Here is a 25,415-nt window from a genome sequence, read left to right on the forward strand (position 1 = left end):
ATGATGCGAAGCATGATTACATTTATATGGATGAAGAGCATACGGCTTGTCTTTCTCCTGGTGGCCATCAGCTTTATTTCCTTTCTGCTCGTAAGCTACTCTCCGATCGATCCGATTCAAGCCTACGTCGGAGCCGATATGATGCGGGTAAGTCCGGAGCAGCGGGAACAAATTGCCCAATATTGGGGGTTGGACAAGCCTTTGTTGGAGCGCTTTTTTCATTGGGGAGCCGCCGTGCTGCAGGGGGATTTGGGAATCTCCATGATGTACCGCCTTCCGGTTGGGGAAGTGATCGCCGAACGGTTTGCCGCATCCTTTGCGCTAATGGGAGTCTCGTGGGTTTTATCGGGACTCATTGGTTTTACTGCGGGTGTAATCGCTGCGATGAATAAAGATACATGGCTGGACAAGCTGATCAAATGGTACTGTTATACGTTGGCTTCCACTCCCGCCTTCTGGCTGGGTCTGGTGCTGCTGATTTTCTTTGCCGTGTGGCTGGGCTGGTTTCCGATCGGCCTGGGTGTTCCGGTCGGGGTACTCGCCGAGAACGTCACATGGGGGGATAGATTGCTTCATATGACATTGCCCGCACTGACGTTAAGCGTCATCGGCATCGCCCCCATCGCGCTGCATACGAGGCAGAAGCTGCTGGATGTGCTCGCAAGCGATTATATTTTGTTTGCCAGAGCCCGCGGAGAGCGCGGATTTCGGCTGTTTTGGAGACACGGTTTGCGCGCAGTGGCGCTGCCGGCAGTGACCTTACAGTTTGCAGGCTTTAGCGAGCTGTTTGGCGGAGCCGTGCTGGCGGAGCAGGTGTTTTCGTACCCGGGTTTGGGTCAGGCCACGGTGGAAGCGGGCCTTCGGGGCGATGTCCCGCTTCTGCTTGGCATCGTCCTGTTCAGCGCGGTGTTCGTCTTTACGGGAAATACAGTTGCAGATCTGATCTATCGCGCGATAGATCCCAGGATCAGGGAGGGGCGTTCCGTATGAAGAGGAATATCGCCCCCGAACGCCGCATCCTCCGTTCTGCATCCAAATGCAATCCAAGACAGAGGGCTTTGTTCCTGGCTGTGTCTGCGGCTGTTCTCATAGCAGGAACATGGTTCACTGGGCATTGGCTGGGTGACGTAAGCTTATCGACCCATCTGGAACTGCGCAATCGGGTTCCGTCTCTTGCTCATCCTTTCGGCACGGACTGGCTGGGAAGGGATATGTTTACACGCACCTTAAAAGGATTGACCCTGAGCATACAAGTCGGAATGATGGCTGCGGTTGCGAGTGTAAGCATTGCCGCCGTTCTGGGGCTGCTCGCCGCAACGATGGGGAAAACGGTTGATCGCATCATCGGCTGGTTGATCGATTTGTTTTTGAGTGTGCCTCATCTGGTCACGCTTATTTTGATCAGCTTTGTTCTGGGCGGCGGAGTCAGAGGGGTTGTCATCGGGATTGCCCTGACCCATTGGCCGAGTCTGGCGCGTATTATCCGTGCCGAAGTGCTGCAGCTGCGTTCGTCCGAGTTTGTTCAGATTTCGCGGCGATTCGGGAAGTCCCGCTGGTGGGTAGCCGTTAGACATATGACGCCTCATTTGATCCCTCAGCTGTTGGTGGGCCTGCTGCTTATTTTTCCGCATGCGATCCTGCATGAGGCGGCGATTTCGTTCTTGGGCATGGGATTGTCTCCTCATCAGCCGGCCATCGGTATCATCCTGTCCGAGTCTATGCGATATTTATCGACCGGCTTATGGTGGCTGGCGTTTTTTCCGGGCCTTTGTTTGCTGATCATTGTACGGGCCTTCGATACGGCAGGTGAAAATCTGCGGCTGCTCCTGGAAACGCACAGGTCGAATGAGTAGTTTTTTGGGGTCATGAGTCATACGTAAGGGAGGTTTTGTGCGGAAATGTCCGTTCTTTTGGAAGTGAATCATTTAAGCATCTCCTTCCTGCAGTATACCCGCGGTTTTCAGCAAAAAAAGCTGAACGTGGTACAGGAGCTGAATGTTACCGTCCATGCCGGAGAGATCGTTGCGTTAGTCGGGTCAAGCGGTGCAGGCAAGAGCCTGTTGGCCCATGCGATCCTGGGGATTCTCCCGGACAGTGCGGAGACCTCCGGCTCCATTCGTTATGATGGAGAAGAGCTTACGACAGCCAGACAAGCTGCTTTAAGGGGGCGCGAGATTGCTCTTGTCCCGCAATCGGTCAATTATCTAAATCCGTTGATGCGCGTAGGAGAGCAGGTTCGGACGAACCGCGGAGACGCTAAAGAAGCGGTCAAGAAACAGCGGGAGATTTTTGAACGGTATGGACTGGGGGCTGAAGTGGAACGCATGTTTCCTTTTCAACTGTCAGGCGGAATGGCCAGGCGGATTCTTGTCTCCACGGCAAGCGTGAGCGGTGCAAAGCTTGTCATTGCCGATGAACCGACTCCCGGTCTCGACGCCGGCGTTGTCAAGGAGACGCTTGGCTTCTTCAAAGAGCTGGCTGATCAGGGATGCGGTGTGTTGTTCATCACTCACGATATCGAAGCAGCCCTGCAGATCGCTCATAAAGTAGCCATCATTTATGCCGGCACGACCGTAGAGACGGCCCGTCCGGATGATTTCGCCGGCAGCGGGGAAAAGCTTCGGCACCCTTACAGCAAGGCATTGTGGAGAGCGCTCCCGCAAAACGGTTTTGATCCGATCCCGGGCTTTCAGCCGCATCCGGGTGCGCTCCCTGAAGGCTGCAGGTTTGCTCCGCGCTGTCCGATGGCTACGAACGAATGCATGAACTCTCTGCCCGAGATGCGATGGCTGCGCGGCGGATCGGTGAGGTGCATCCATGCTTCTTGAAGGGCGAAATCTGGGTTTTCATTACGAAAAAGGTTCCTGGATATTCAGGGGGATGGACATCATGATCAAGCCCGGTGAAGTGGTAGGGCTGGTCGGGCCAAGCGGTTGCGGCAAGTCCACTTTAGCCCGCGTGCTGGCTGGCTATGAGAAGCCCAAGGAGGGAAGCGTTCTGTTGAATGGCGCTCCTCTGCCTTCCAAAGGCTTTCTTCCGGTTCAGCTGATATTTCAGCATCCGGAAAAAGCGGTCAACCCGCGATGGCTCATGCGGTCCGTACTGAAGGAGAGCTGGGACCCCGATGAACAGCTTCTTGCCTCTTTAGGCATTGAGGAGGAATGGCTAAACCGGCGGCCCGGCGAGTTGTCCGGCGGCGAGCTCCAACGATTCTGTATCGCCAGGGCCCTTGGTCCTAACACCCGTTTTTTGATTGCCGACGAGATTACCACGATGCTCGATGCCATAACCCAGGCCCAAATCTGGCATGCGGTGCTAGAGGCGGCCGAAAAGCGCGGTATGGGAATGCTTGTGATCAGTCATGATAAGCATTTGATCGGACGGGTTTGCACCCGGGTAATGAAATGGGGCTCTTCAAGGACGCTTTAGGGGGTTGACAACAAGCCGAGAAATATAAAACTTCCGAACCGGCAGGGGACTGGAAATCGGCATGCAAAACACACCAGCTGCGAATTTAGTTTCGTACTGGTGTTTTTTAATGTAAAAAGACCTAGATGATATTCTAAAATATAGTACTAAAGACTCGTAAAAATGATAGTCAAATTGTGGAAAATGTGTTAGAATAAAAGAAAAGATGTCGAAACACCATAAATTAACACTATCCATGTCGATAGTTTTGCCAATATACATATTTCTTTTGCACCAAATTGTAACAATGTACAAACAATGATAGTCCGATCAAGGCACAGCCATTGAAAAGTGGTGTCGCAAAGCTAAAGGGGCTAACGTGTGGAAACACACCATGCCAGCCAGCCGCCGGAATGAGGAAGAAAACCCTTCATTCGGAGGGTTTTCTTTTTTATTGTAATCGAAAAAGATGGCTTCGTTAAAAAGAGGATGTTATAGCCTGTGAGGATGGTGAGAGGCCATGTACGGTGTTTTTAATGAAAAGCGATTGAAACATTTATCGGAAGAAATTGAGAGAATTCGATTCAAAATGCATGGCATATTCAACATCAAGCTTTGTTTATCCGATCCGGAAGTTAAAGCATTAAGCAAGGAATTGGATTGTGCGGTGATCAGATACCAAGAGTATATCAAGCGATTGACATGAATGAAATAAGGACAATGAGAGGTATTTTACGGAAAGGGTGATGTCAGTGAACGGTGAACAGGCGGTAAACGGACTAACACAATTGCTGGTCAAAGATATAGTGACCTATGAGCATAGTATAAGGGTTGGAAAAATGGCCAAGCTGATGGCGGCCTATCTGAACTTTGATGAATTGCAAACCCAAAAATTGATTGCAGGATGCTGTTTACACGATATTGGCAAGGTACACATCCATGACTCCATTTTGAAAAAGAAATCCTCGCTCACACAGGAAGAGTGGAAATATATGAAGTGTCATGCTTTTTTCGGAGTTCAGATGGCCATCATGGAAGGAATTACCGATCAGGATGTCATCGATACCATTCATTATCATCATGAGCGTTGGGACGGTACAGGCTACCCCAGCGGCTTGAAGGGAAACGACATTCCTGTATATGCCCGCATTTGTTCGATATTGGATGCTTTCGACTGTATGATATCGGATCGCCCCTATAAAAAAGGGATGTCCATACAGCACGCTCGCGAAGAACTGCTGAACCAGAGTTATTCGCAATTTGACGGTCATTATGTTCAGGTGTTTCTCACCATCCAGGATATGATATTGGAACATATTCAAAGAGACTCCGTACATTCGTTCGCCTATCATACGAGAGCTATATATCATTCGGGAATCGTATGACGATGAGATGAGTAGGTCACCGCCGGTGGCTTATTTTGGCTTTTGACAGCTGAAAATGTTACAAATTATTGTTTTTTGATAGGACGGAAGGAAAATGAGGGGAAGGTAATGAATTAAAATTAATGAAGGGCAGGAAGAGCCGAAGCATACAAGATTGGAGGGAAATCAGAAGTGAAGAAGGTTCTTACATCCACGACATGGAAGGTATGGCTTGCCTTTTGGATGATGATCGCCATGCTGACCATTCCGGCCCCGAGAGCGGACGCGGAATCGTTCTCCTATTTCGGGTATCCGAAAGGAACGGTGGGCATATCCAAGCCAACCATCGGTTTTGAGCTTGGCGAAAGGAACGGACTGCAGGTTGGTTCGTTTAGTATGAAGCTGGATCAAAAGCTTGTTTCGGGGACTTTTGATAAAGAAACGATGAGTTTTACATATACACCGACTGCGGGATTAACGCCAGGGGAGCATTCGGTTGAAGTGCAGCTGCAATTTACCGGTTATCAGACGGTTCATTTGAATTGGACGTTCACGGTAGCAGACAACCCTATAAGCGAAGTTCCCGCCGCATACTCACAGACCCGTCAACTGGGTCTGAAAGCGATCAACGATTATCGCATGCTTTACGGATTAAAGCCGGTCAAGCTCAACGGGAATCTGACGTTAGCTGCCCAACTCCATGCCCAATATTTGTTCACGAACCGTGCAGGGGAGACGACGCCTTCGGTTTCGCTGCATGATCAAAAGAAGGGATTGCCCGGTTATATAGGAGCCACCCCTTCCGAGCGTGCGGTTTATGCCGGATATTTTCGCGGCGTCGGAGAAAATGTTTCTTTTAAAACGGGAAATCTCGTGGATTCCATCGACCAGCTGTTTGATGCGCCGTATCACCGCAAGCCCTTTTTAATGCCGCATGTTACGGAAGCAGGTATAGAGATGGTCGGGGATTATGTCGTCATCATGTTTGGCTATGGGGAAAACTCCGAAACGGAGATGACGGTCTCTCCTGCCCCCGGGGATCCCTATGTTCCACTGATTTTTGACGGTTACGAAAATCCGGATCCAATACGTATGCATACGTCAAGAGATTATCCCGTCGGGTATCCGCTTAAGGTAGTCGTAACGGGAAAAGGCGTTGGCGAAGTCCAGTTGCTTGAAGCGACTTTGAAGGATGAATCGGGTCAACCGGTGAAGCTGCTGCAAAACAGTCCGAGCAATGACGATCATTTAACCAACAGCGTCATCTTAATTCCACCCGAGCCCCTAAAGCCAGACACTTCATATGCTGCATATGTGAAGCTGGGCGTAACAGTGAACGGGGTATCCCAAACGCTCGAGAAAGCCTGGAATTTTCATACGGAGCCGATTCGCGGCATCGGGAAGCAGAAGCTGCATACAGACATCGCCGCGTATGTGAAGCTGACAGAGCAGAAAGACAGAATTCAGCACGTGGTCACCTTCAAGCTGGACGATGATAGCTATACAGTGGATAACGTGCCGTTCCCGTTGAAGAGGGCTCCGTTTATCGAGGAAGGCACGTCCTATTTATGGGTCAGGGACTTGGCCGCGGCGCTGGGAGCCGAAGTGACTTGGGATGACGAACGCAAAGCGGCGGTCTATACAAAAAACGGCCGCGTAATCACTTTCTTTACGGGTCGTAACGTGTATGCCATTAACGGTATTGAACATACTACGGAATCGCCGGCCCGACTGGTAGACGAACTCACCATGATTCCGGTACGCCTGCTGTCCGAGGTTTTGGGTGCGCAGGTAGAGTATCTGCCGGAAACGCGGACCGTAAAAATTGTATATTGATACGTTTGAAGAAGCTGAAGGGTCCCGGTGATATGCCGGGAGCCTTTTTTTGGTACGCCCAGCATGGGCGTCATCTTTAGGGTGAGAGTCCCGAACGGGGGCTGGCGAGCGCCTACCGTAGCTGAGGGCAAGACCCTCTATGTCAATATAGAATGTACGTTCGGTTTTTGGGACGGATATCTCCCACTTCGTAACACTGGAGAGTCAGAGGTGTGTTTAATCGCCTCCTCGCCTTTTCGATCCAAATCAAGCAATACATATTTTTTGAACAAGGGACTTGCATGTTTTCATAGGTGAGAGGACGGGGGTTAGCCGCCCCCTCCTACTCGATTCTCCATTTCGTTTATACGCCTAAGAGGATATTCCGCAAGGAACCCGAATATATACATTGTATCTTTGGATAGTTGAAGCAGAAGCTGAGGCCGTTAGCCAATCATGGATAAGGGAGGAATGCGGATATGATCAACATCCTGCTTTTGTTCTTGTTGATCATGAATCCGGGAAATCCGGTCGATTCTCATGAAGATTACATTTTTGATGCGCGTCAGGCAAGGGTCGGTCAAACCGCAGCGGGAATGACGATCCAAGATTTGGATGTTCAACCGATCAACGAGTCGGATTATTGGGCTGTAGTCAAATTTAAAGGCGAGACCACGGTTTGCGGAGAGATTGTATTTATCGACGATAATGAATCCGGTGAAGGGTGGGGACTGCTTAATTATTTTACCCCGAGCAGCCATTGCGCCGCCAAAATTCCGGTAACTGATGTCGGGAAGCAGCGCAACGGTTTTTCGTTGACCGATAACCCTGCCCGGCAGCTTGAATCATTAAAATTAAACGGTAAACGTTATCAGATCACGCTGATCATCGATGATTATGAAATCTATCAGACCGGTAAGGCTCAAGAAAACAAAGCGCGTCTGATTAAAGTTGTAGATGCAGTGAAGTTGGATTAACATCAAAGATTCAACGAGAATTCTTGGGGAGGAAGACATGAGGGTTATTGATTTATCGGAGATGATAATGGATGGAATGACCGTTTACCCGGGTGATCCCGAAGTGAAGGTTGAAGTGGTTCATACCCGCGAAGAGCATACATGGGAGCTGCGTCAATTGACGTTGGGCACACATACCGGAACGCATGTCGATGCTTTCTCACATATGCATCAGGGGGGGAAATCCATCGATGAGATTCCTGTCGAACGATTTTTCGGAACGGCACAGCTTGTAAAATTACATTCGGAGTGGCCGGTTCGTCAAGGCTTGTTTTTTATAGAAGAATGCGGAATGGAACAGTTTGAACGAATTAAACAAGCCAATCCGCCTTTTGTAGGAGGAAACCTTACGGAAGCTGTGGAGAGAAACCTGTTGGCGATCGGAATCCTAACCTATACGAACCTGGTAAATCTGGAATTGCTGCCTTACGGAAGAAGCTTCATGTTTTATGGCTTCCCTCTTAAAATTAGGCACGGGGACGGGTCTCCGGTGAGAGCCGTTGCCATACTTGATCATTGAATCGCAAGGGTATCCGTTCATGGTTGTAACGGGTACCCTGTTTGCGTCGAATCAAAATGATCCGAATTTTCGCATGCACCGTTTCATTTTTCCCCGGCCGCACTTTACATCCAACGATCGTAGATTTAAATTCAAGGAATGATTCTGAATCGAATGTCAATTAAATACAATGAAATATCGATGTCTCTACGGGAGGAGGGGCACATAGCAGCGGAAAGCTAAGGACGTGATTGTAAGCGTTAACAATCATAGTGTGAAAGCTTCTTCAGCATTACGGGAACGAGGTGATTACAGTGGGAACTCGCTTATTATCGGAGCATATGATTAAAAAACAGTATCCTCATTTGAGATATGTAAGAATTCATACCGACGGCAACAATAAAGCCACGATCTATGCATGGAACGATAATTTGCAATTACCCGATAAAGAAATAACCAAGTTGAAGAAATTCGCTTCCGGTTATTTGCCTCAGCACGTTTGTTATCAAGTCAAATCCTATGACAAGATTGAAGCTGACCGGGTCCCGCAAGTTGGTGAGCTTCCGGAGGCTGTGGTTCAAGCGGCAATGAGCAGAGGCTTAAATCAAAACCGCATCGTCGAGGTGATGAATGAGCTGTTTTCCAACGGAAGGATGACCTTTAACAGCTACGATATGATCACGGGAACCATTCATTTTGATCTTTGCTCATCTGTGCCGTTTACCGTGATGGAAAAAGAACTGATTCGCCGGTATCTTTACGAAATTACGCCTTTGGGAGCTGCCAGTGAAGTCAATTATTGCCAAGAGCCGGTCGGCGATGATAAACCTGCAGATTTGATTTGAAAGAATTAGCAGGCGAAGCAGGATGTACGGCCATCCCATCCAAAAAAGACTGATCCGCCATTGGTCAGTCTTTTTTTGGTACGCCCAGCATGGGCGTCATCTTTAGGGTGAGAGTCCCGAACGGGGGCTGGCGAGCGCCTACCGTAGCTAAGGGAAAGGGTGTCCGCCGCGAGGCGGAATCCGAAGGAAGCCGGGGGCAAATGCACGGGTCAAGGTACACGAACTGGATTTGAGGCAGGGTTAGTCGGATGAGTTGCCCAAACATAATGAAATCCAAAGCCGCCAAGGGCTAATCCTGTAGACTCCAGTGGTCGCGGGCAGACAGATGACGTTCTTATCTGGGGAGGCCTGCGGAATATGCGAAGTCACTTCGTAACACTGGAGAGGATGTTCGAAGGGGACAACCTACGGCTCGCTTACAAGCGAGTGGTCCAAAACGGAGGAGCCCCCGGTGTGGACGGCGTAACGGTAGTGGAGCTACAAGCTTACCTGAATATCCACTGGAAAACGGTGAAAGCCGAACTCCATAAGCGTGTGCTGAAACTGATTTGGGCTTACCTGAACGCCGGAGTCATGGATAACGGGGGATGTCAGAGGATGGAAGAGGGCACGCCGCAAGGCGGGCCGTTAACCCTGCTTCTGGCCAACATCCTGCTGGACGAACTGGACAAAGAACTGACCAAGCGCCAAAAGGGCATCTCAAAGTTTTTGCCTGGGTAATGTATTGAATAATGGATTGATCCTATGGTATTATAATTGTAACATTTTGTATATAAAACTAGGTTTATTATAATAAACCGAATGGTGAGCGATACATATCATTTAGTCTTACGTTAATATGCTGAGCGCGTCATATTTTCGCCGATATAGTGTTTTGCAAGCGTTTTACAAGGAGGAAATAAATCCGCATTCCGATGGAGTCTTCCCATCCGGCTTTCTTGCTAACCAGGCCGTCTCTGCGGAAGAGATAAGCGTTGAATTTATCATGATCAAGGAGTATGATGAAAGATGAAAACTTTAGTTTGGTCAGGTCCTGAAAAAATGGAAGTACAGGAGGCAGCCGTTCCCGCATTCGGGGAAGATGAATTGCTGTTGAAGGTAGATGCCGTAGGGATCTGCGGATCCGAAATTGAAGGCTATCTGGGACATAACAGCCTCCGGGTACCTCCGCTGGTCATGGGGCATGAATTCAGTGCCACGGTTGAGGCCGTAGGAGCCAAGACCAACGGGTTCTCAAAAGGAAACAAAGTTGTAGTCAACCCGCTTCTTTCCTGCGGTGCGTGCAATTCCTGCCGCAAAGGGCTGGTGCAGCTGTGTGCAAAACGGGCCATCATCGGCATTCATCGGCCGGGGGCATTTGCGGAGTATGTTCATGTGCCGGCATCTGCCGTTCATCTTCTTCCGGAGGGAATAAGCCCTTTTCGGGCGGCTCTGACTGAGCCACTGGCGTGTTCGCTGCGAGCGGCCAGAAGAGCGATGGAAGGACATCCGTTTGCCAACGTCGTCGTATTTGGAGCGGGAACGATCGGCTTGCTAAGCTTTCTGACCGCACAAATTTTGGGGGCCTCCAAAATCATCGTCGTCGATACGAACGAGGCCCGCTTGAGAACGCCTGAAAAATTGGGCGCCCATGCGGTATTTACTCCCCATACTCCTGATTACTTGCATCAAATCAAGGAAGCCATGGGACCCTCCGGAATTGACGTCATCATCGATGCTGCGGGATTCCAGGCCACCCGTTCCGCGGCTGTAGAACTGGTGAATCTGGGCGGAACCATCATGAACATCGGTCTTGGCATTGATCATACGCAAATTCCGATCAATGTTTGTATTCGCAATGAAATATCAATCCTGGGCTCCTTTTCTTATGATAAACAGGACTTTTACGATGCTCTCGAGCTCTTGAAGAGCGGCAAAATTAACGAATCGGATTGGTCGGAAATCCGTTCCTTACGGGATGGAGACCGGGCGTTTCAGGATTTGATTCATGGAAGGGTACCTCATGCAAAAATCTTTTTGATACCTTGAGGGGGAGTATTTTTCCTCCCTATTTTTTTTTATTTATGGAGATGAGCAACAGTGAATTGGCTTATTATTCTTTTATGTTCGATTTGGGGATTTAACTGGGTTGTAATGAATATCGGGGGGCAATATTTTCCGCCGATGATGTTTTCCGCACTGCGTTTTCTTGTAGGGTCTCTGGTCATATTTGCCGTCATATGGGTTAAGCGGATTCCATTGCCCAAAAAAGAAGACTGGAAATGGTACGGAATATGCGGTTTTTTACAGATCGCCTATGTTTATACGGCTTCCCAATATGCATTTCATTATATGGATACGGGCCTTGTATCTGTTCTGAATTTTACGATGCCCCTATGGCTGACGCTCATCTCTCCGTTTTTTATGCCTGATGAACGTTTGACGAAAATGAAATTGTTAGGCGTATTTACCGGCATCATCGGACTGGTTATGGTCATGGAGATAAATCCGGCTCAGTTTGACGGCAATGGGATGAAGCTGTGGATGGAGGTATTCGTATTATTAGGTGCGGTGGGCTGGGCGATATGCAATATTATCATGAAAAAAGTGCTCCATTCCCACGATAAGATTCAGTTTACAGGGTATCAGATGCTGATCGGCGCCATACTGCTGCTTTTGGGGTCATTGGCTTTTGAAAGAGGGGATGCGATCACCTGGAGCAGAGAAGGCATATTCGCCGTTCTCTTTGCGGGGGTGCTCGCATCTTCCCTGGCTTATGTCTTATGGTTTTATATTTTAAGCAAAATTGATGTGACCAAGGCTTCCATGAGTTTATTGCTGGTGCCTGTAGTCGGTGTTTTTTCCAGCGCGCTCGTTTTCCAAACCCGGTTGAGCTGGAGCGTCTTAATAGGGATTGTTCTGATACTTGCGGGTATCGGGATCGTTAATCTGAAGCAGGGTCAGCGTGCACGGAGTATTGCTGTTAAGCACTAAACCCATCCGCATAATGAACAAGGGGCCTCATCTGAGTCGAAGACTTGGGTGAGGCCCCTTGTTTATTGTAAGAACCCGAAATGATGAATCGAAAAATCAGAAATTACAAAAAATTAATCTCTGTATAACAATGAGTTGATACTTCAAGGCTAAAGTCAAAGTAAAGCGTTCCATTTCTTTTCCGATGCCCGCTGGAAGACATCGCAGAAAGGTGAGATTCCGATGACAATACGAATGGGAAATGCACAGCTGCACTCTTTACCTTTTGAAGTTAAATTGGCTTATCGTTCCGATGAAATTGAGCAAGCATTACGTTTACGGTACCAGGTTTTTGTCGAGGAGCAGCGTAATCTTCGTTTAATGAACGATTCAGGCTTGGAGCAGGACCGGTATGACGAATTTTGTGATCATCTCATTGTTAAGGATCTGAATTCGCAGGCCGTTGTCGGCACATATCGCTTGCTTCCCGGGCCCAGGGTGCTTCAGCACTGCGGATTTTACTCGGAAACAGAATTTGATTTGTCCCGCTATGAAGATTATAAATGGAATACCCTGGAATTGGGCAGAAGCTGTGTGGCGGCGGAATATCGCAATGGAAGGGTCATTCAACTGCTATGGGAAGGCATTGCCGATTATATCAAGCAAAAAGGATACCGTTATTTAATAGGATGTGCGAGCCTTCATATGGGCACCATTAAAGAACTGAATGAGCTGTACACGATGCTTGCAGTGAATCACGTCATTACGGACCGCTTTGGAATTACCCCGCTTGAAACGCATCGCATTCCAGGTTTACAGCTGGTAAACATGGAGCTTAGCGAAAAGGAGTTATTTCGTAGGCTGCCTCCATTAATGAAAGGCTACAAGTGGTTAGGCGCTGAAATCGGCGGCGAGCCTGCCTATGACGAGATTTTTGATACCGCGGATTTTTTCATTATTCTGGAGGCCGAAAAGATCACGAACAGCTACAAAAAGAAATTTCTAAGGTGATTTCAACTCATCGTTCCAGAGGAGGCTTTCCATTGTACGTCTGGATAGGAAAAATGGCAGGGCTTGAACATCGATTGCACCGATGGGCCGGCTTCATCCCCCGTTGGGCTATTCGTTCAGCTTGTTATGGCTTAAGCTGGCTGCTCTTTATGTTTGCAGTGAAATGGAGAAAAAAGGTGCTGAGTAATATGAAGCAGCTGCTTCAAACCACCGGTACGCTTCAGCTTTGCCATTACTGCAGATCGTATTTCTATCAGGTCCTTCTGACGCTTTACGAAATAGGATTCGATTCCTCCGGGCTGCTGCGGCATTGGGAGAAGCGTTTTGAAATTGAAGGCGAATGTCATCTCATAGAGGCGCTCAAGCACAAAAAAGGAGTTATATTAACGGTTCCGCATATCGGCAACTTTTTTTTCTATTACTGGTATTTGTCACAAAAGTATCTCTGTTTGACGGTGGCTACGGCAGGGAGTGAGGAGCTTCGTCCTTTGTATCTCAAATTCCAACGGCTGGGCTGCCGCGGATTGGATTACGATAACGTCCCGCCCCTGCAGCTTATTCGCAGGCTGCGGAGCCATTTGAAGCAAAATGGTGTAGTCTTCCTTATGGGAGATTTTTACCGCCGAAGCTTTCCTCCTGCCTTTTTTTTCAACCGGGCCACAAGGAGTCCTAACGGTGCGGCACATCTTGCATTGGAATATGGCGTTCCGATTCTTTCTTTTTACGGATACCGGACCAAGGGATTTTGTCACCGGCTCGTCTTTGACGCACCACTGGACTTGAACGGGCAATTTCAAACGGATCAGCGGTATGAGGCAACCAATGCGTTGAATAAAATTCTGGAACAAAAGGTCAAGATGGCTCCGGATCAATGGTTTTACTGGTTTAATACCGAGGAAAGATGGGACTGTCACCCGGAACGGAAACAAAGCAGCAAAGGAATAGAATCCGCTTCATAATGGGTACTCGTGTTACAAGACCAAAGGTATTGTGAGGCTGATGAAGAACATGGATACAGGGAGCCATTTGATTATTGGCGCGACATTGGCGGGACTTGCTTATGTGGACCCCGTAGTGGCGCATAATCCAAGTTTGGCCCAGGCTGTTATGGTAGGCACATTGATTGGCTCTCATGCCCCCGATTTGGACACGATACTACGGATTAAGGGATTCTCGTATTATATCAGATATCACAGGGGAATTACCCATTCGATACCCGCTTTGTTGATATGGCCTGCGTTCATTACATTGCCGCTGATGATGGCCTACAGCCGTTGGGATGATTGGATGCATCTTTACGGCTGGATTTTTGCCGCGGTTATTCTTCACGTAGGGCTCGATTGGTTGAATGCTTATGGTGTACAGTGTATGCGGCCTTTTAACAGCCAATGGATGCATCTGGATGTTCTCGCTATTTTTGATCCGTTTTTATTTTTCCTTCATGCCTTCGGATTAGGATTATGGTGGGCCGGGTATGACCCGGCGGGCGTCTTTACCTGGGTCTATGCGATTAGTATAGGATATATCGGGTTACGGGCCTGGTGGCATCATCTTTTAGTGAAGCAAGTTATAAATATGGTCGGCCGGCAGAGCATTTGCCATGTGCTTCCTGATCTTCGCGGATTTCGCTGGAGCTTTGTCGTAGAAACAGACGAGTGCTTTTATACCGGTAAAATTGTTTTTCGTACGATCAGGATGGAGGATGTGTACACAAAAGAAAAAAGAAACCATATCATCCAAGCAACGATGGGCATAGATGGAGTCCGTACGTTCCTGGGCTTTGCCCAGCGCATTCATGTTACCTGGAGGGAACACAACGACGGTTATGAAGTAAAATGGAGCGATGTCCGTTTTTGGTACAACCGTAAATTGCCGTTTGGAGTAGATGTTCAGCTTGACCGTGAGTTGAAGGTGATTGATTACTCCCTCGGCTGGAGGAAGAAGGCGTGGGATCCTCCTTTTGTATAAATGAATTCAATTCCGTCGGATTCAACCTTGGAGATATGCTCCCCTTAAAGTAGACAGGTGAAATCATGAAAACCTGCTGCTGAAGGGGAGCTTTTTCCGCTTCTGAATATTTAAGCCCCCGGGTTCTTCATAAAATTAGAGCGGCATGTTCCGAAATACGGAACAAATATCTTGTTTAAACCGCTCAAAAAAACGATGATAAAAGTGTTCACCTCATATCATTTATCTACTTTTGCCAAGGGGGTCATTCGGGTATGTTTAAAAACGTACAATTGAAAACGTTTACTTTTCTGGCGCTTGTATTTGTATTTGTGATCGGGTGCAGTGCTGAACCGGCTGCGACAATGAAGGAAGCACAAGTACAGACCAATGGAGATAGCGCTTCGACCCCGGTCTCCAATCAGCCTTTAGACCTCCGATTCATGGCTGCTCCACAATCCGGTTCATGGTATCCGTTAGCAGTAGGTATTACAGAGGGATTGAAGAAGAACATGAGTCAGTTAAAGCAAGTCAGTATTGAACCCGGCGGCGGTGTTGCCAATGTAATTGCGGTCAACGGCGGAAAGGGACAAATGGGATTCTCACAGGCTATGCCGACGGTTGACGGTTATGCCGGTAATCCGCCCTTTAAAGAAAAGAATCAGAATGTGCAGTATGTGCTCTCGTTATTCCCGCATACCACACATATCGTTGTGCTGAAAAATTCAGGAATCACCAACATCGAAGAGATCAAAGGCAAAAAAATCAATGTTGGTCCTAAGGGTTTATTGACCGAAGATATTGCGGCCAGAATTCTTAAGGCTTATGGCATGAGCTATAAGGATATGGCCAGCGTTCAAAATCTGTCCTTTTCAGATTCCGTCGAGCAGATGAAAGACGGGCGCTTGGACGTACTGTTCTGGACGGTGCCTTCTCCCTTTGCGGTATTGACCGATCTGGCTCAAAGCAAGGATATGGACTTGCTGGCGATCCCCGAGGACAAAATTGAACAAATGACCTCGTCCAATCCCGGTTTGGTTCGAGCCATCCTGACAAAGGGAACGTATAAAGGTCTGGATCATGATGTGGTGACCGTTCAATCCCCGCTAGTGGTTATAGCCAATAAGGATGCACCGGTGGATCTGGTATACCAGGTGACCAAAACCATATACGATAACCTGAACGATTTGAAAAAAATCGATCCTGCTTTGAAACCGGTGGATCAGGAAAGCCTGCCGGCCGATATTGGCGTTCCGATGCATCCTGGAGCCAAGAAATTTTTTCAGGAAAAAGGATTATTGAAATAATACGCTGTAAGACCAACGTTACATGGTGTGGCTCCACGCAAGATTATACAAGAAAGGCTGGGTGAAAATGCAGCATTACTTGAAAAAGCTCGTGCTATTCATTACGTATGCCTTCGGTTTTTATCATCTGTACACCGGGTTCTTCGGTACGTTCGAGACGTTCCTGCAGCGCTTTGTCCACCTGTCTTTGGCTATGTTTCTTATATTTTTGCTGTATCCTTATAAAACCGGAAGCCGCATCATCAATAGGATTCTTAACAGTACAACGATCCTGTTGACTATACTTTCCATGGGTTATTTATATTTGAACTACGATTATATTCTTGGTGAACGATATCCAATGATCACGCCGTTAACTACCATGGAGACCCTGTTGGGCATCGCGATGATCGCGTTGGTTTTGGAGGCTACAAGGAAGCTTGCGGGACCGTCATTGCCCATCATTGCCTTATTGTTTCTACTATACGGCTTTGCCGGACCTTATCTGCCGGGTATCCTTGCGCATGCCGGATATGACCTGGACAGCATTATCGATTTAAATTACATGGGGACGGAAGGCACCTTCGGTATTCCGCTCGGAGCAAGCGCCTCCTATATTGCACTTTTCATCCTGTTCGGTTCATTCCTTGCCAAATCAGGCCTCGGTACGCTATTGATGGATCTTTCTCTGGGCTTGGCCGGCCATACGAAAGGCGGTCCCGCCAAGGTTGCGATTATCGGCAGCGCCTTGCACGGCATGTTGTCCGGCAGCGCAGTCGCAAACGTCATGACGGTGGGAACATCGACCATCCCGCTCATGAAAAAGACCGGATATAAAGCTCATTTCGCGGGAGGGGTAGAAGCCGCAGCTTCCGCCGGGAGCCAAATCATGCCGCCTGTTATGGGGGTTATTGCCTTTATTATGACGCAGTACACGGGTATTCCTTATATCCAAATCGCTTTTTACGCTCTTCTGCCGGCGCTGCTGTATTTTTTGGGGATTGGCGTCATGGTCCATTTGGAGGCTGCGAAACATGGTATGGAGGGAATCCCCAGGAAGGAGCTTCCTGATTGGAAAGCCAGCCTCAAACGCCGTGGTCATCTGCTGCTGCCGATTGTACTTATGCTGGTTTTATTGATACTGGGTTATAGTCCATCATATTCTGTGACTTATGCCATATTAAGTATCATCATAATTTCCGCATTGCGCAAAGAAACGCGAATGAAATTTCAAATGATACTGGATGCGCTTCAAGACGGGGCCAAAGGCATGCTGATGATCGCGGCAGCTACAGCGACAGCAGGCATGATTAGCGGAATGTTCGGTCTAACCGGCCTGGGGCTGCGTTTTTCGGTATCACTCGGAGAGCTGGCGGGAGGGAACCTGCTGTTGGCTCTTGCCTTAACCGCTCTTACCTCCTTTATATTGGGCTTGGGGCTGCCTCCGTCAGCTTCTTATATCGTTCAAATCGCCGTGAGCATTCCGGCTCTCATATCCGTGTTGGAAGCAACCGGTGTAGATTCGATTGCCGCGAATGCTGTACTTCTCACGCATATGTTTGTCATGTACTGGGCTTCCGTCGGGGTCATTACACCTCCTGACGCTCTGGCCGCCTTCGCAGCCGCGGCTGTAGCCGATGCGAAACCGATGTTAACCGCGATGACCGCAACCCGACTCGCTTTTGTAGCTTACGTCATTCCATTTATGTTCGTTCTCAATCCTGCCTATCTATTGATCGGGAGCGTTGGAGATATCGCCTTGGCTATTTCGAGCGGAGTCTTGGGAGTCGTTGCTTTCGGCATCGTGTTTCAAGGGTATATTCATCACCGGATTGGATGGTTTCGCCGGGCCTGGGCTCTTGCTGCCGGAGGGTTGATCATTATTCCTAACCCTCTATGCAACATGGCGGGGATTGGTTTAATCGTGTTCCTGCTCGTATTCTCGCATCTGTATAAACGAAACGAAGCGGTTTCTTTGAACAGGTCCCTGTGAGAACAATGTCTGCCTTCCGTAAAATTCCGTGGTCTACGGTCCGATCCGTTGTTTTTATCACGTCGGTTATCGTCTATCTGGTATTTACCTTTTTCCATTTTCAGATGTTGGAACCGTTATTGTCTGTTCTGGCCGTGATGGCGATTCTGATTTCCATCCCGAAAAGCGGGAAGAGCGCTATAACGTTCACCCTGCTTTTCTTGGGCGGGGGAACATGGTTTCTATGGCAAACGGGAGCAAGTGTGTTTGAGTACATCTTGTCTTTCGGAGACATGCTTTATCTGCTGTCGCTGTTTGCCATTGTTCCGGTTTTGGCCATCCCGATCAAAATCGGCAGGTATAGCGAAGCCATACAGCTGTTTTTGGAACGGAAAAAGAGGTCTGATACTCAATACTATGGTTTTATTACCGTCATTTCGTTCCTGATGGGCAGCTTTCTTAGTTTGGCCACGGTACCGATCATGTATCATAGCATTAAGAACTCGGTGGAAAAATGGGCAGGAAAACAAACCAATAAATTTGTTTTATCGTCCATTATTCACGGTTATGCCGTATCGGTTGCGTGGGCGCCGGTATCTGGCGTATTGGGCGTTGTGCTTACCATCACCAAGGTGGAGTGGCAGAACATCATGCTGCCATTATGGGGAATCAGCATCGGCGGTTTAGGTGCCAGCTGGCTGATTTACCTCGTGATCAGACGTCTGGGTCCACGGTTTCGTTTGGCTGATGGGGGAGTTGGGCATTCGGATGTCATGAAGGAAGGAGAATCGGAGATTGCCGTCGCTTTGGAGCCCGATGGGGCGCACGCTATTCATCCAACGATGAAAATGGTACAGATCGTATGGGCCATTGCACTGTTGATTGTTCTGGTCTTGACCCTGAACAAAATATTTCTATTGAGTATTGTTCTTATCGTAACCGTAATTGCACTGCCATTTGCTTATGGATGGTCGATTTTGTTAAAAAAAGGCTCCCATTTTGTGAAGGGAACCTCCTCCTATGTGAAGGATCAGCTTCCGGCGATGTCGGAGCAGTTTGCGATTTTTTTGAGTGCGGGCTTTTTTGTGAGAGCCCTGAATGAATCCGGCTATCATCATTATGTTCATCAGTGCTTTGTAGAATTAAATCACGGGCTGGGCGGTCCCGCATTCTTGATTTTATTGCCGCTGCTGACGCTGTCCTTCGCGCTTGCAGGTGTGCACCCCATTGCAGTCATTACCCTTTTAGGCGAATCGCTAAATCCGGTGCTGCTTGGTTTGTCGCCGGAACTTCTGACGATTGCGCTGACGGGAGGGGCTGTGTTGACCTTTCTGATCGGCCCGTTCAGCGGAACGATTGGCGTCGTATCCTCCCTGATCGGGAAAAGTCCATTCCATGTTGCAGGCTGGAGCGTTTGGCAAGCGTTGGGGTTCTTTCTTGTATTGGTTATTGCTTTATTAGCTTATTAGCAGAGGTTCCGAGGAATTAACCCGTTACCGGAACATGACTAACCAGACGGATGGATTCCAGTAAACTGTTCGGGGAAGCAACACCTTTGCCGGCAATATCCGGTGCGCTGCCATGACCGACGGTGCAAAAGAAAACAGGGGTGCCGATAGTAAACGCGGTAATTTTATCGAATGCCAATAGCTTGATCGGCAGATGGGCTTGATCGTGGTACATAGCGATATAAGCATCGTATTTGAGCTCACAATGCTCAAGAAACAGGGTGTCGCTTCCATATGGTCCAAAGGCATGAATGCCTTCCCGTTGTGCTTGCAGGATAGCCGGTTCAATATCCTCGATTTCTTCTGTTCCGAACATTCCTTGTTCACCGGCATGCGGATTTAAACCGGCTACTGCCATTTGAGGCGCTTGGATCCCCATGCTGCGCACCGCTTTGTCGGCTGCCCTTATCGCTTTGAGCACCAGCTGCTTGTTGATCATTTGCAAAGCCCTTCGCAGTGACACATGCAGAGTGACGTTCACAATGCGCAGTCGGTCGGAGACTAACATCAAGAATGCTTCCTCAGGCTTCGTGCCGGTTACCTTGGCAACGTAGCTTGGATACCCGTCAAATTCGACCCCGGCGAGCTCTACCGATTTCTTGGTATGGGGTCCTCCGATCACTGCCTGTACCTTGCCTTCCAATGCCAGCTGTAATGCCTTGTTTGTATACTCCAGCATGGCTAGTCCACAGTCGGCGGCAGGTTCTCCAATTTGCAGCCGGTCTATCTTGACGTTAGGCATATGTATCACATCGATAAGCCCGTATTGGAACAGAGCTTCACCCGGTTCCGTAATCGGATGCAGGGTTAACGGAGCCTGTAAAAGACGGATGTACCACGCCAGTAAGTTCTTATCTCCGATCAGAATCGGATTGCATATTTCATACGTTTTTTTGTCTAAGAGAGCCTTAAGGGAAATTTCCGGACCGATCCCGGCGGGGTCGCCGATGGTTATCATAATGACGGGTTTCTGATTATTCATAAGGGCTTCCTCCTGCAGCATATATTTAGTGCTCCGTATTCATAGGATAGCTTTTAAGGCGATTGGCAGAAAGCCTCTTGTTCAAGCATGCGGAAAAGAAAATGAATTTTTGGAGGGATATTTTATGAAATTAAAAAATAGGGAAGATTCGATGACCTCGGTCCACAAAGCGATTCGGATTTTAAGGGAATTTTCCCAGAACGAACCGGAACTCGGGATCAGCCAATTGAGCCGAAGATTGGGAATAGCCAAAAGTACCGTATCCCGTTTGATCCAAATTTTGTGCGAAGAAAATATGGTCGTTCAAAATACGGAAACCCGAAAATACCATTTGTCCTTAACTGCTTTTGAGATTGGTTCTGTGGTTTACAATGAGATGGAATTGTGCCAAATTGCTTTTCCGCTGTTGAAAAAAATGCTGTCTGCGGTGCAGGCGGCCATTCAAATGGTTACTTATGACAAGGGCGGCATTGTATACCTGTTGAAGCTTCCCGAACACCGGGACGGTAAAATATTAAACGTCATGGGGAAAAGGGTGCCGGCCCACAGCACTGCATCGGGCAAAGTGATGTTGGCCTTCCAGGACGAAACGGAAATCAGCCGCGTGTTGAGCACACATTTGAAAGCGTTCACCAACAAAACCATCACCTGTCCCGATAAATTGCGCGAGGAGCTGCAGAGGATCCGAAAAAAGGGTTATGCCGTGTCACACGATGAATTCAGTCAAGGCATGAGCTCCGTAGCCGTTCCCGTATTCGATGACTACGATTCGATTATCGCCTCCATCTGTATCTTAAGGCCCACCGGACAAATCACGAATGCCAACATCCCACCTCTATTAAAAGAGATGAGAATGTACAGCCGTTTGATTACCGAGCAGCTGGGTGTGGAACAAACGAAGAAACTCCGTTATTTACATTAGCAGGCATCATGGAAAACAACAAAATTTTATTTTTTTGTTCCGCATAGCTGAATCGTCTGCTGTCTATCGGTCCGTCGCTTCTCTAATATAAAAGTACTCACATTCCAATAAGAAAGGAACATGATCATGTCAAAACTTGGTACTGAGACGACGGAGATAATCAGCTGGCCTGAGGAGGGGGTCACTAGAGTTCCTTATCAGGTATATATGGACCCATCGGTTTACGAGCAGGAGCAGCTGAGGATTTACCGCGGACCAACCTGGAACTTCCTGGCTTTAGAAGCAGAGCTGCCGCAAAGCGGAGATTATAAGACCACCTTTGTCGGCGACACGCCGGTCGTCGTGACCAGAGACCGCGACGGAGAAATCAGAGCCTTTGTCAACCGCTGTTCGCATCGGGGAGCAACCGTTTGTATGGATTCCTGCGGCAATACCAAAACCTTCACCTGCGTCTATCACGCCTGGGCCTTTGACGCCAAAGGGGATCTGAAAGGAGTCCCTTTCCGCAGCGGTGTGGAAGGCAAGGGCGGCATGCCGGAGGACTTCGATACATCCAAACATGCTTTGCACAAGCTGAGAATCGAAACCTTCTGCGGTGTGATTTTCGGCTCCTTCGATCCTCATGTGATGCCGCTGCAGGAATATCTCGGTGAAAAAATGTGCGGGTATATTCGGCGTGTTTTCAATCGACCGGTTCATGTTCTCGGTTATAACCGCCAATCGATGAATAATAATTGGAAGATTTATTTCGAGAATGTCAAAGATTCGTATCATGCAAGTATCCTTCATACGTTCTTTAGCACCTTTGGACTGAACCGCCTTTCACAACGCGGCGGTATTGATATGGACGATACAGGAATGCATCATGTGAGCTATACCTACGGTTCATCAAACGAGAACGAGGACACATATAAACAAGCGAACCTTCGTTCCTTTAATTCCAAATATAAATTGGAAGATCCTACCATGTTGGAAGGCCGGAAGGAGTTTGCGGACGGAATTACGCTTGCGATCCAGTCGATATTTCCGGGCATGGTACTGCAGCAAATTCATAATACGCTTGCGGTCCGTCAATTACTGCCGAAGGGCCCGGAGAAATGTGAGCTGCATTGGACTTATTTCGGTTATGAGGACGATGACGACCAAATGACAACGATGCGTATGAAGCAATCCAATCTGGTAGGTCCCGCCGGTTTTGTTTCTTTGGAGGATGGGGGAGTAGGGGAGCTCGTACAAAGAGGAATCGTCCGGGATAAGGATAAAAGCTCATTTGTCGAAATGGGCGGCAAAACGGTACAAAGTCAGGAATTCCGTGCTACCGAAACGTCGATCCGCGGGTTTTGGAAGCGTTATCGTGAATTGATGGGATATTAATCGGAAGGAAAGGAGTGCAGATCCATGAATCAACAGAAAGTGAATGCACCGGCATTGGAAATCAAAGCGGCCATAGAAGAATTAGTCCACGCCTACGTGGAATGCATCGACAATGATAAATTGGAGCAATGGCCGGACTTTTTTACAGAGGAATGCTTATATAAAGTGATTTCCCGAGAAAACTATGCGAGAAATCTTCTGACTTGCGTGATATACTGCGACAGTAAAGGGATGCTGAAGGACCGGATTACAGCCCACAGACACGCGAATATCTATGAGGCGCATACCTATAAGCACTTGGTAAGCGGTATCCGCATGGCAGGCCAGGAGGGTGATACTTATCTGGTGCGCGCCAATTATGCCGTTTTCCAAACGAGACAGGATGGGATAACAGAGGTTTATAATGTCGGCCAATATATGGATAAGGTTACATTTGTGAACGGCGAGGCGAAATTTAAAGAAAAGCTGGCCGTTTACGATACGGCTCTGATCCCAACGCTGCTGGTAACGCCGATTTAATTAGCCGCTCATGCAGAAAAACACCTTTGAAGCAAATGATTGTCATCACAAAGTCAATCCTTATGTTACAATAAAAATAATCCAACCCAATTTATGTAATATGTAATCATAAGGAGGCATTGATATGAGCCAGACACCGAATTCGATCATACGGGAACCTTTTATCCTGGAGGCGGGCCATTTGGATACCGGTGAGCCGCTTTATATTCGCGGTGAGGTGAGGGCAGCGCGCGGGACGGAGGACACCGCCAGACCCGTTGTATTTATCAGCCACGGCTTCAAAGGCTTTAAGGACTGGTCTTTCTTTCCGTATATCGCGGAGCGTTTTGCCGGGGAAGGCTTCTTCGCAGTCACCTTCAATTACTCCTGCAACGGAGTGAACGAATGGGATTTTGACGAGCTGGATAAGTTCGCACGGAATACTTATTCACGGGAGCAGGAGGATCTTGCCGTCCTGCTTCAAGCTCTTGAGTCGGGAACGCTGCCGCTCGCTTCATTCGCCGATCCGCGGCGTCTTTACTTGCTGGGTCACAGCAAAGGGGGAGGCGGAAGCATTATTTTTGCCTCTGAGCATCCTCAGGTGAAGGCTGTCGTCACTTGGAACGGGATTGCATCGGCCGACCTGTTCGACGATGCGTTTAAAGCTCAGATAGCCGAGCATGGCATTGCCTACGTAACGAATGTGCGAACGAAACAAGACATGCCGATCCAGGCGAGCTTCTATGAGGACTTGTCCCGCAATGCGGAGAGGTTTGATATCGTCCGCCGTTTGGCCGAATTAAAAATTCCGGTACTGCTGGTCCAGGGCGGTCAGGATTCTCCGCGCCTGAAGGAAGGGTTTGAACGGCTTCGCCAAGCTGCGCCTCAGCATCAAATCTTGACCATTCCTAGTGCAAATCATACGTTCGGGGCCGTTCATCCGTTTCAGGGCATAACAGAAGAACTGGAAACAGCATTAAAGGAGAGCATTCATTTTTTGAAGGAAATTTCATAGTATGAACAGACGGTGACGACAATTCATCAGTGAACGCAATGCCGCTTTGGAGCACACCGGAATGATCGAATCCCTCTTGTGCAGACAGTATTGGGCTAATATTACCCTATCTGTTCGTGAACACAAGAGGGATTCTTTGTCAGGCGCTGAGAGGTTATGATAAAGTCCACTCTCTGCCGTTGACGTGAAGCGTTTGGCTACCACAAACAATTTGAAGCGATCAGAGAATTATAGGAATTATCTTTCATTTATTAAAAATACAAGAGCGGCAGCACCTTGCTTATGCACGTAAGTGGCTGCTGCTCTATTTTAATTGTTAGGGATAGTGAGACGAAAGGCTACAGGAAGAGTTTAAATGCGTCATTTTCTGATTTCCAAAAAAGTATCAAAATCCTTCCATTGGGGAAAATAGTGAAGCATCATTCAGCCTATCGAGGGGATTTGATTTGTTGGACCGGATCATTCGTTATTTTCCAAATATTTTTACCTTATCTAATTTAGGCAGCGGCATCGTTGCTTTAGTTTTCATTGTCAATCATCTGCCGCTTATCGCTACCCTGTTCGTTGTTTTGTCAGCCGTATTTGATATGCTGGACGGCAAAATAGCACGCAGTCTCAAAGTGACCAGTGAATTTGGGGTGGAGCTTGATTCCTTGGCGGATATCGTCAGTTTTGGGGTTGTTCCGGCATTAGCGCTTTATGAAACCATCCCTCATCAAGCTGCATCGACGATGGCTTTAATGGTATTCCCCATAGCGGGTGCTCTTAGATTGGCCCGTTTCAATACACGTCCCACCAAAGGATATTTTGAGGGTCTGCCGATTCCGGCGGCGGGTTTACTCGTATGTTTTTTGTTATGGTTTCCCGTCTTGTATGGCTTTACGGCCTACGCTGCTCTGGTTCTATCGATTCTAATGGTCAGTAAAATACGGTTCAAAAAGGTATAGCCGGTCATCCCAAGTTCTATTTCGCGAATGGAATTTGCGGATTGTCCTGCGCTG

General features: G+C 48.2%; 24 protein-coding genes, 1 pseudogene and 1 riboswitch. Of the genes and pseudogenes, 24 read left to right on the forward strand and 1 reads right to left on the reverse strand.

Annotated elements, in window-relative coordinates:
- Positions 1–3: 3 nt before the first annotated feature.
- From IJ22_RS06645 to IJ22_RS06735, 19 genes and pseudogenes are all read left to right on the forward strand, one after another.
- Positions 4–990 carry an ABC transporter permease gene (locus IJ22_RS06645; protein ID WP_418007114.1) on the forward strand — a complete coding sequence of 329 codons (987 nt, stop codon included), beginning with the start codon at positions 4–6 and terminating at the stop codon, positions 988–990.
- Positions 987–1,853 carry an ABC transporter permease gene (locus IJ22_RS06650; protein ID WP_062408066.1) on the forward strand — a complete coding sequence of 289 codons (867 nt, stop codon included), beginning with the start codon at positions 987–989 and terminating at the stop codon, positions 1,851–1,853. Before IJ22_RS06645 ends, IJ22_RS06650 begins: the two co-directional genes overlap by 4 nt.
- 45 nt (positions 1,854–1,898) lie before the next feature.
- On the forward strand, positions 1,899–2,828 hold the full coding sequence (locus tag IJ22_RS06655) for an ABC transporter ATP-binding protein (protein WP_062408068.1): 930 nt from the start codon (positions 1,899–1,901) through the stop codon (positions 2,826–2,828).
- Positions 2,818–3,429, forward strand: coding sequence for an ABC transporter ATP-binding protein (locus IJ22_RS06660; protein WP_062408070.1), 612 nt, complete (start codon positions 2,818–2,820; stop codon positions 3,427–3,429). Before IJ22_RS06655 ends, IJ22_RS06660 begins: the two co-directional genes overlap by 11 nt.
- A 303-nt stretch (positions 3,430–3,732) precedes the next feature.
- Positions 3,733–3,821, forward strand: a riboswitch (cyclic di-GMP riboswitch).
- A gap of 107 nt (positions 3,822–3,928) precedes the next feature.
- The gene (locus IJ22_RS27145; protein WP_054818135.1) at positions 3,929–4,114 is read left to right on the forward strand and encodes an aspartyl-phosphate phosphatase Spo0E family protein; all 186 of its coding nucleotides are present in this window, start codon (positions 3,929–3,931) and stop codon (positions 4,112–4,114) included.
- 46 nt (positions 4,115–4,160) lie between these two features.
- Entirely contained in the window at positions 4,161–4,793 is a 633-nt protein-coding gene (locus tag IJ22_RS06670; protein ID WP_235594271.1) for an HD-GYP domain-containing protein, read from the forward strand.
- A 171-nt stretch (positions 4,794–4,964) separates the two neighbouring features.
- The gene (locus tag IJ22_RS06675) at positions 4,965–6,608 is read left to right on the forward strand and encodes a stalk domain-containing protein (protein WP_235594272.1); all 1,644 of its coding nucleotides are present in this window, start codon (positions 4,965–4,967) and stop codon (positions 6,606–6,608) included.
- A 458-nt stretch (positions 6,609–7,066) separates the two neighbouring features.
- Positions 7,067–7,564 (forward strand): hypothetical protein, encoded by a 498-nt coding sequence (locus IJ22_RS06680; RefSeq protein ID WP_054818136.1) that lies wholly within the window; start codon positions 7,067–7,069, stop codon positions 7,562–7,564.
- A gap of 37 nt (positions 7,565–7,601) precedes the next feature.
- Positions 7,602–8,123: a cyclase family protein gene (locus tag IJ22_RS06685; protein WP_062408075.1), complete on the forward strand. Its 522-nt coding sequence runs from the start codon at positions 7,602–7,604 to the stop codon at positions 8,121–8,123.
- Between the two features lie 293 nt (positions 8,124–8,416).
- On the forward strand, positions 8,417–8,947 hold the full coding sequence (locus IJ22_RS06690; protein WP_235594273.1) for a hypothetical protein: 531 nt from the start codon (positions 8,417–8,419) through the stop codon (positions 8,945–8,947).
- Positions 8,948–9,304: 357 nt separating this feature from the next.
- Positions 9,305–9,634 (forward strand): annotated as a pseudogene (locus IJ22_RS06695) (hypothetical protein); the annotation flags it as partial.
- Between the two features lie 321 nt (positions 9,635–9,955).
- On the forward strand, positions 9,956–10,975 hold the full coding sequence (locus IJ22_RS06700; RefSeq protein WP_062408079.1) for a zinc-binding dehydrogenase: 1,020 nt from the start codon (positions 9,956–9,958) through the stop codon (positions 10,973–10,975).
- A gap of 51 nt (positions 10,976–11,026) precedes the next feature.
- On the forward strand, positions 11,027–11,920 hold the full coding sequence (locus IJ22_RS06705) for a DMT family transporter (RefSeq protein WP_062408081.1): 894 nt from the start codon (positions 11,027–11,029) through the stop codon (positions 11,918–11,920).
- A gap of 222 nt (positions 11,921–12,142) precedes the next feature.
- Positions 12,143–12,910: a GNAT family N-acetyltransferase gene (locus tag IJ22_RS06710; RefSeq protein ID WP_054818140.1), complete on the forward strand. Its 768-nt coding sequence runs from the start codon at positions 12,143–12,145 to the stop codon at positions 12,908–12,910.
- A gap of 32 nt (positions 12,911–12,942) precedes the next feature.
- Entirely contained in the window at positions 12,943–13,869 is a 927-nt protein-coding gene (locus IJ22_RS06715; RefSeq protein ID WP_062408083.1) for a lysophospholipid acyltransferase family protein, read from the forward strand.
- A 40-nt stretch (positions 13,870–13,909) separates the two neighbouring features.
- Positions 13,910–14,878, forward strand: a complete 969-nt coding sequence (locus tag IJ22_RS06720; RefSeq protein ID WP_235594274.1) for a metal-dependent hydrolase — start codon at positions 13,910–13,912, stop codon at positions 14,876–14,878.
- 254 nt (positions 14,879–15,132) lie between these two features.
- Positions 15,133–16,164 carry a TAXI family TRAP transporter solute-binding subunit gene (locus IJ22_RS06725; RefSeq protein ID WP_062408087.1) on the forward strand — a complete coding sequence of 344 codons (1,032 nt, stop codon included), beginning with the start codon at positions 15,133–15,135 and terminating at the stop codon, positions 16,162–16,164.
- A 67-nt stretch (positions 16,165–16,231) separates the two neighbouring features.
- A complete protein-coding gene (locus IJ22_RS06730) occupies positions 16,232–18,136 on the forward strand; it encodes a TRAP transporter permease (RefSeq protein WP_062408088.1) in 1,905 nt (634 codons plus the stop codon).
- Complete coding sequence (locus IJ22_RS06735; RefSeq protein ID WP_145862502.1) at positions 18,133–19,584, forward strand: hypothetical protein; 1,452 nt, start codon at positions 18,133–18,135, stop codon at positions 19,582–19,584. The genes IJ22_RS06730 and IJ22_RS06735 overlap by 4 nt, the downstream gene beginning before the upstream one ends.
- 16 nt (positions 19,585–19,600) lie before the next feature.
- On the opposite strand, the gene IJ22_RS06740 is transcribed toward IJ22_RS06735, so the two are convergent.
- Positions 19,601–20,605, reverse strand: a complete 1,005-nt coding sequence (locus tag IJ22_RS06740) for a PdxA family dehydrogenase (RefSeq protein ID WP_062408090.1) — start codon at positions 20,603–20,605, stop codon at positions 19,601–19,603.
- A 124-nt stretch (positions 20,606–20,729) separates the two neighbouring features.
- On the opposite strand from IJ22_RS06740, the gene IJ22_RS06745 reads away from it, so the two are divergent.
- From IJ22_RS06745 to pssA, 5 genes are all read left to right on the forward strand, one after another.
- Positions 20,730–21,527, forward strand: a complete 798-nt coding sequence (locus IJ22_RS06745; protein WP_062408091.1) for an IclR family transcriptional regulator — start codon at positions 20,730–20,732, stop codon at positions 21,525–21,527.
- A gap of 126 nt (positions 21,528–21,653) precedes the next feature.
- On the forward strand, positions 21,654–22,901 hold the full coding sequence (locus tag IJ22_RS06750; protein WP_062408092.1) for an aromatic ring-hydroxylating dioxygenase subunit alpha: 1,248 nt from the start codon (positions 21,654–21,656) through the stop codon (positions 22,899–22,901).
- Between the two features lie 24 nt (positions 22,902–22,925).
- On the forward strand, positions 22,926–23,420 hold the full coding sequence (locus tag IJ22_RS06755) for an aromatic-ring-hydroxylating dioxygenase subunit beta (protein WP_062408094.1): 495 nt from the start codon (positions 22,926–22,928) through the stop codon (positions 23,418–23,420).
- A gap of 124 nt (positions 23,421–23,544) precedes the next feature.
- On the forward strand, positions 23,545–24,414 hold the full coding sequence (locus IJ22_RS06760) for an alpha/beta hydrolase (protein ID WP_062408095.1): 870 nt from the start codon (positions 23,545–23,547) through the stop codon (positions 24,412–24,414).
- Between the two features lie 449 nt (positions 24,415–24,863).
- A complete protein-coding gene (gene pssA / locus IJ22_RS06765) occupies positions 24,864–25,361 on the forward strand; it encodes a CDP-diacylglycerol--serine O-phosphatidyltransferase (protein WP_235594275.1) in 498 nt (165 codons plus the stop codon).
- Positions 25,362–25,415: the final 54 nt, after the last annotated feature.

The organism is Paenibacillus naphthalenovorans (assembly GCF_001465255.1).
Taxonomy (GTDB): Bacteria; Bacillota; Bacilli; order Paenibacillales; family NBRC-103111; genus Paenibacillus_G; species Paenibacillus_G naphthalenovorans.

What these genes read in the sequence shown, in the direction of transcription:
- IJ22_RS06700 (WP_062408079.1), top strand. Translation starts at nt 9,956, where the DNA reads ATGAAAACTTTAGTTTGGTCAGGTCCTGAAAAAATGGAAGTACAGGAG.
- IJ22_RS06730 (WP_062408088.1), top strand. Translation starts at nt 16,232, where the DNA reads ATGCAGCATTACTTGAAAAAGCTCGTGCTATTCATTACGTATGCCTTC.
- IJ22_RS06645 (WP_418007114.1), top strand. Translation starts at nt 4, where the DNA reads ATGCGAAGCATGATTACATTTATATGGATGAAGAGCATACGGCTTGTC.
- IJ22_RS06650 (WP_062408066.1), top strand. Translation starts at nt 987, where the DNA reads ATGAAGAGGAATATCGCCCCCGAACGCCGCATCCTCCGTTCTGCATCC.
- IJ22_RS06680 (WP_054818136.1), top strand. Translation starts at nt 7,067, where the DNA reads ATGATCAACATCCTGCTTTTGTTCTTGTTGATCATGAATCCGGGAAAT.
- IJ22_RS27145 (WP_054818135.1), top strand. Translation starts at nt 3,929, where the DNA reads ATGTACGGTGTTTTTAATGAAAAGCGATTGAAACATTTATCGGAAGAA.
- IJ22_RS06755 (WP_062408094.1), top strand. Translation starts at nt 22,926, where the DNA reads ATGAATCAACAGAAAGTGAATGCACCGGCATTGGAAATCAAAGCGGCC.
- IJ22_RS06660 (WP_062408070.1), top strand. Translation starts at nt 2,818, where the DNA reads ATGCTTCTTGAAGGGCGAAATCTGGGTTTTCATTACGAAAAAGGTTCC.
- IJ22_RS06685 (WP_062408075.1), top strand. Translation starts at nt 7,602, where the DNA reads ATGAGGGTTATTGATTTATCGGAGATGATAATGGATGGAATGACCGTT.
- IJ22_RS06655 (WP_062408068.1), top strand. Translation starts at nt 1,899, where the DNA reads ATGTCCGTTCTTTTGGAAGTGAATCATTTAAGCATCTCCTTCCTGCAG.
- IJ22_RS06740 (WP_062408090.1), bottom strand. Translation starts at nt 20,605, where the DNA reads ATGAATAATCAGAAACCCGTCATTATGATAACCATCGGCGACCCCGCC.
- IJ22_RS06760 (WP_062408095.1), top strand. Translation starts at nt 23,545, where the DNA reads ATGAGCCAGACACCGAATTCGATCATACGGGAACCTTTTATCCTGGAG.
- IJ22_RS06710 (WP_054818140.1), top strand. Translation starts at nt 12,143, where the DNA reads ATGACAATACGAATGGGAAATGCACAGCTGCACTCTTTACCTTTTGAA.
- IJ22_RS06720 (WP_235594274.1), top strand. Translation starts at nt 13,910, where the DNA reads ATGAAGAACATGGATACAGGGAGCCATTTGATTATTGGCGCGACATTG.
- IJ22_RS06750 (WP_062408092.1), top strand. Translation starts at nt 21,654, where the DNA reads ATGTCAAAACTTGGTACTGAGACGACGGAGATAATCAGCTGGCCTGAG.
- IJ22_RS06725 (WP_062408087.1), top strand. Translation starts at nt 15,133, where the DNA reads ATGTTTAAAAACGTACAATTGAAAACGTTTACTTTTCTGGCGCTTGTA.
- IJ22_RS06745 (WP_062408091.1), top strand. Translation starts at nt 20,730, where the DNA reads ATGAAATTAAAAAATAGGGAAGATTCGATGACCTCGGTCCACAAAGCG.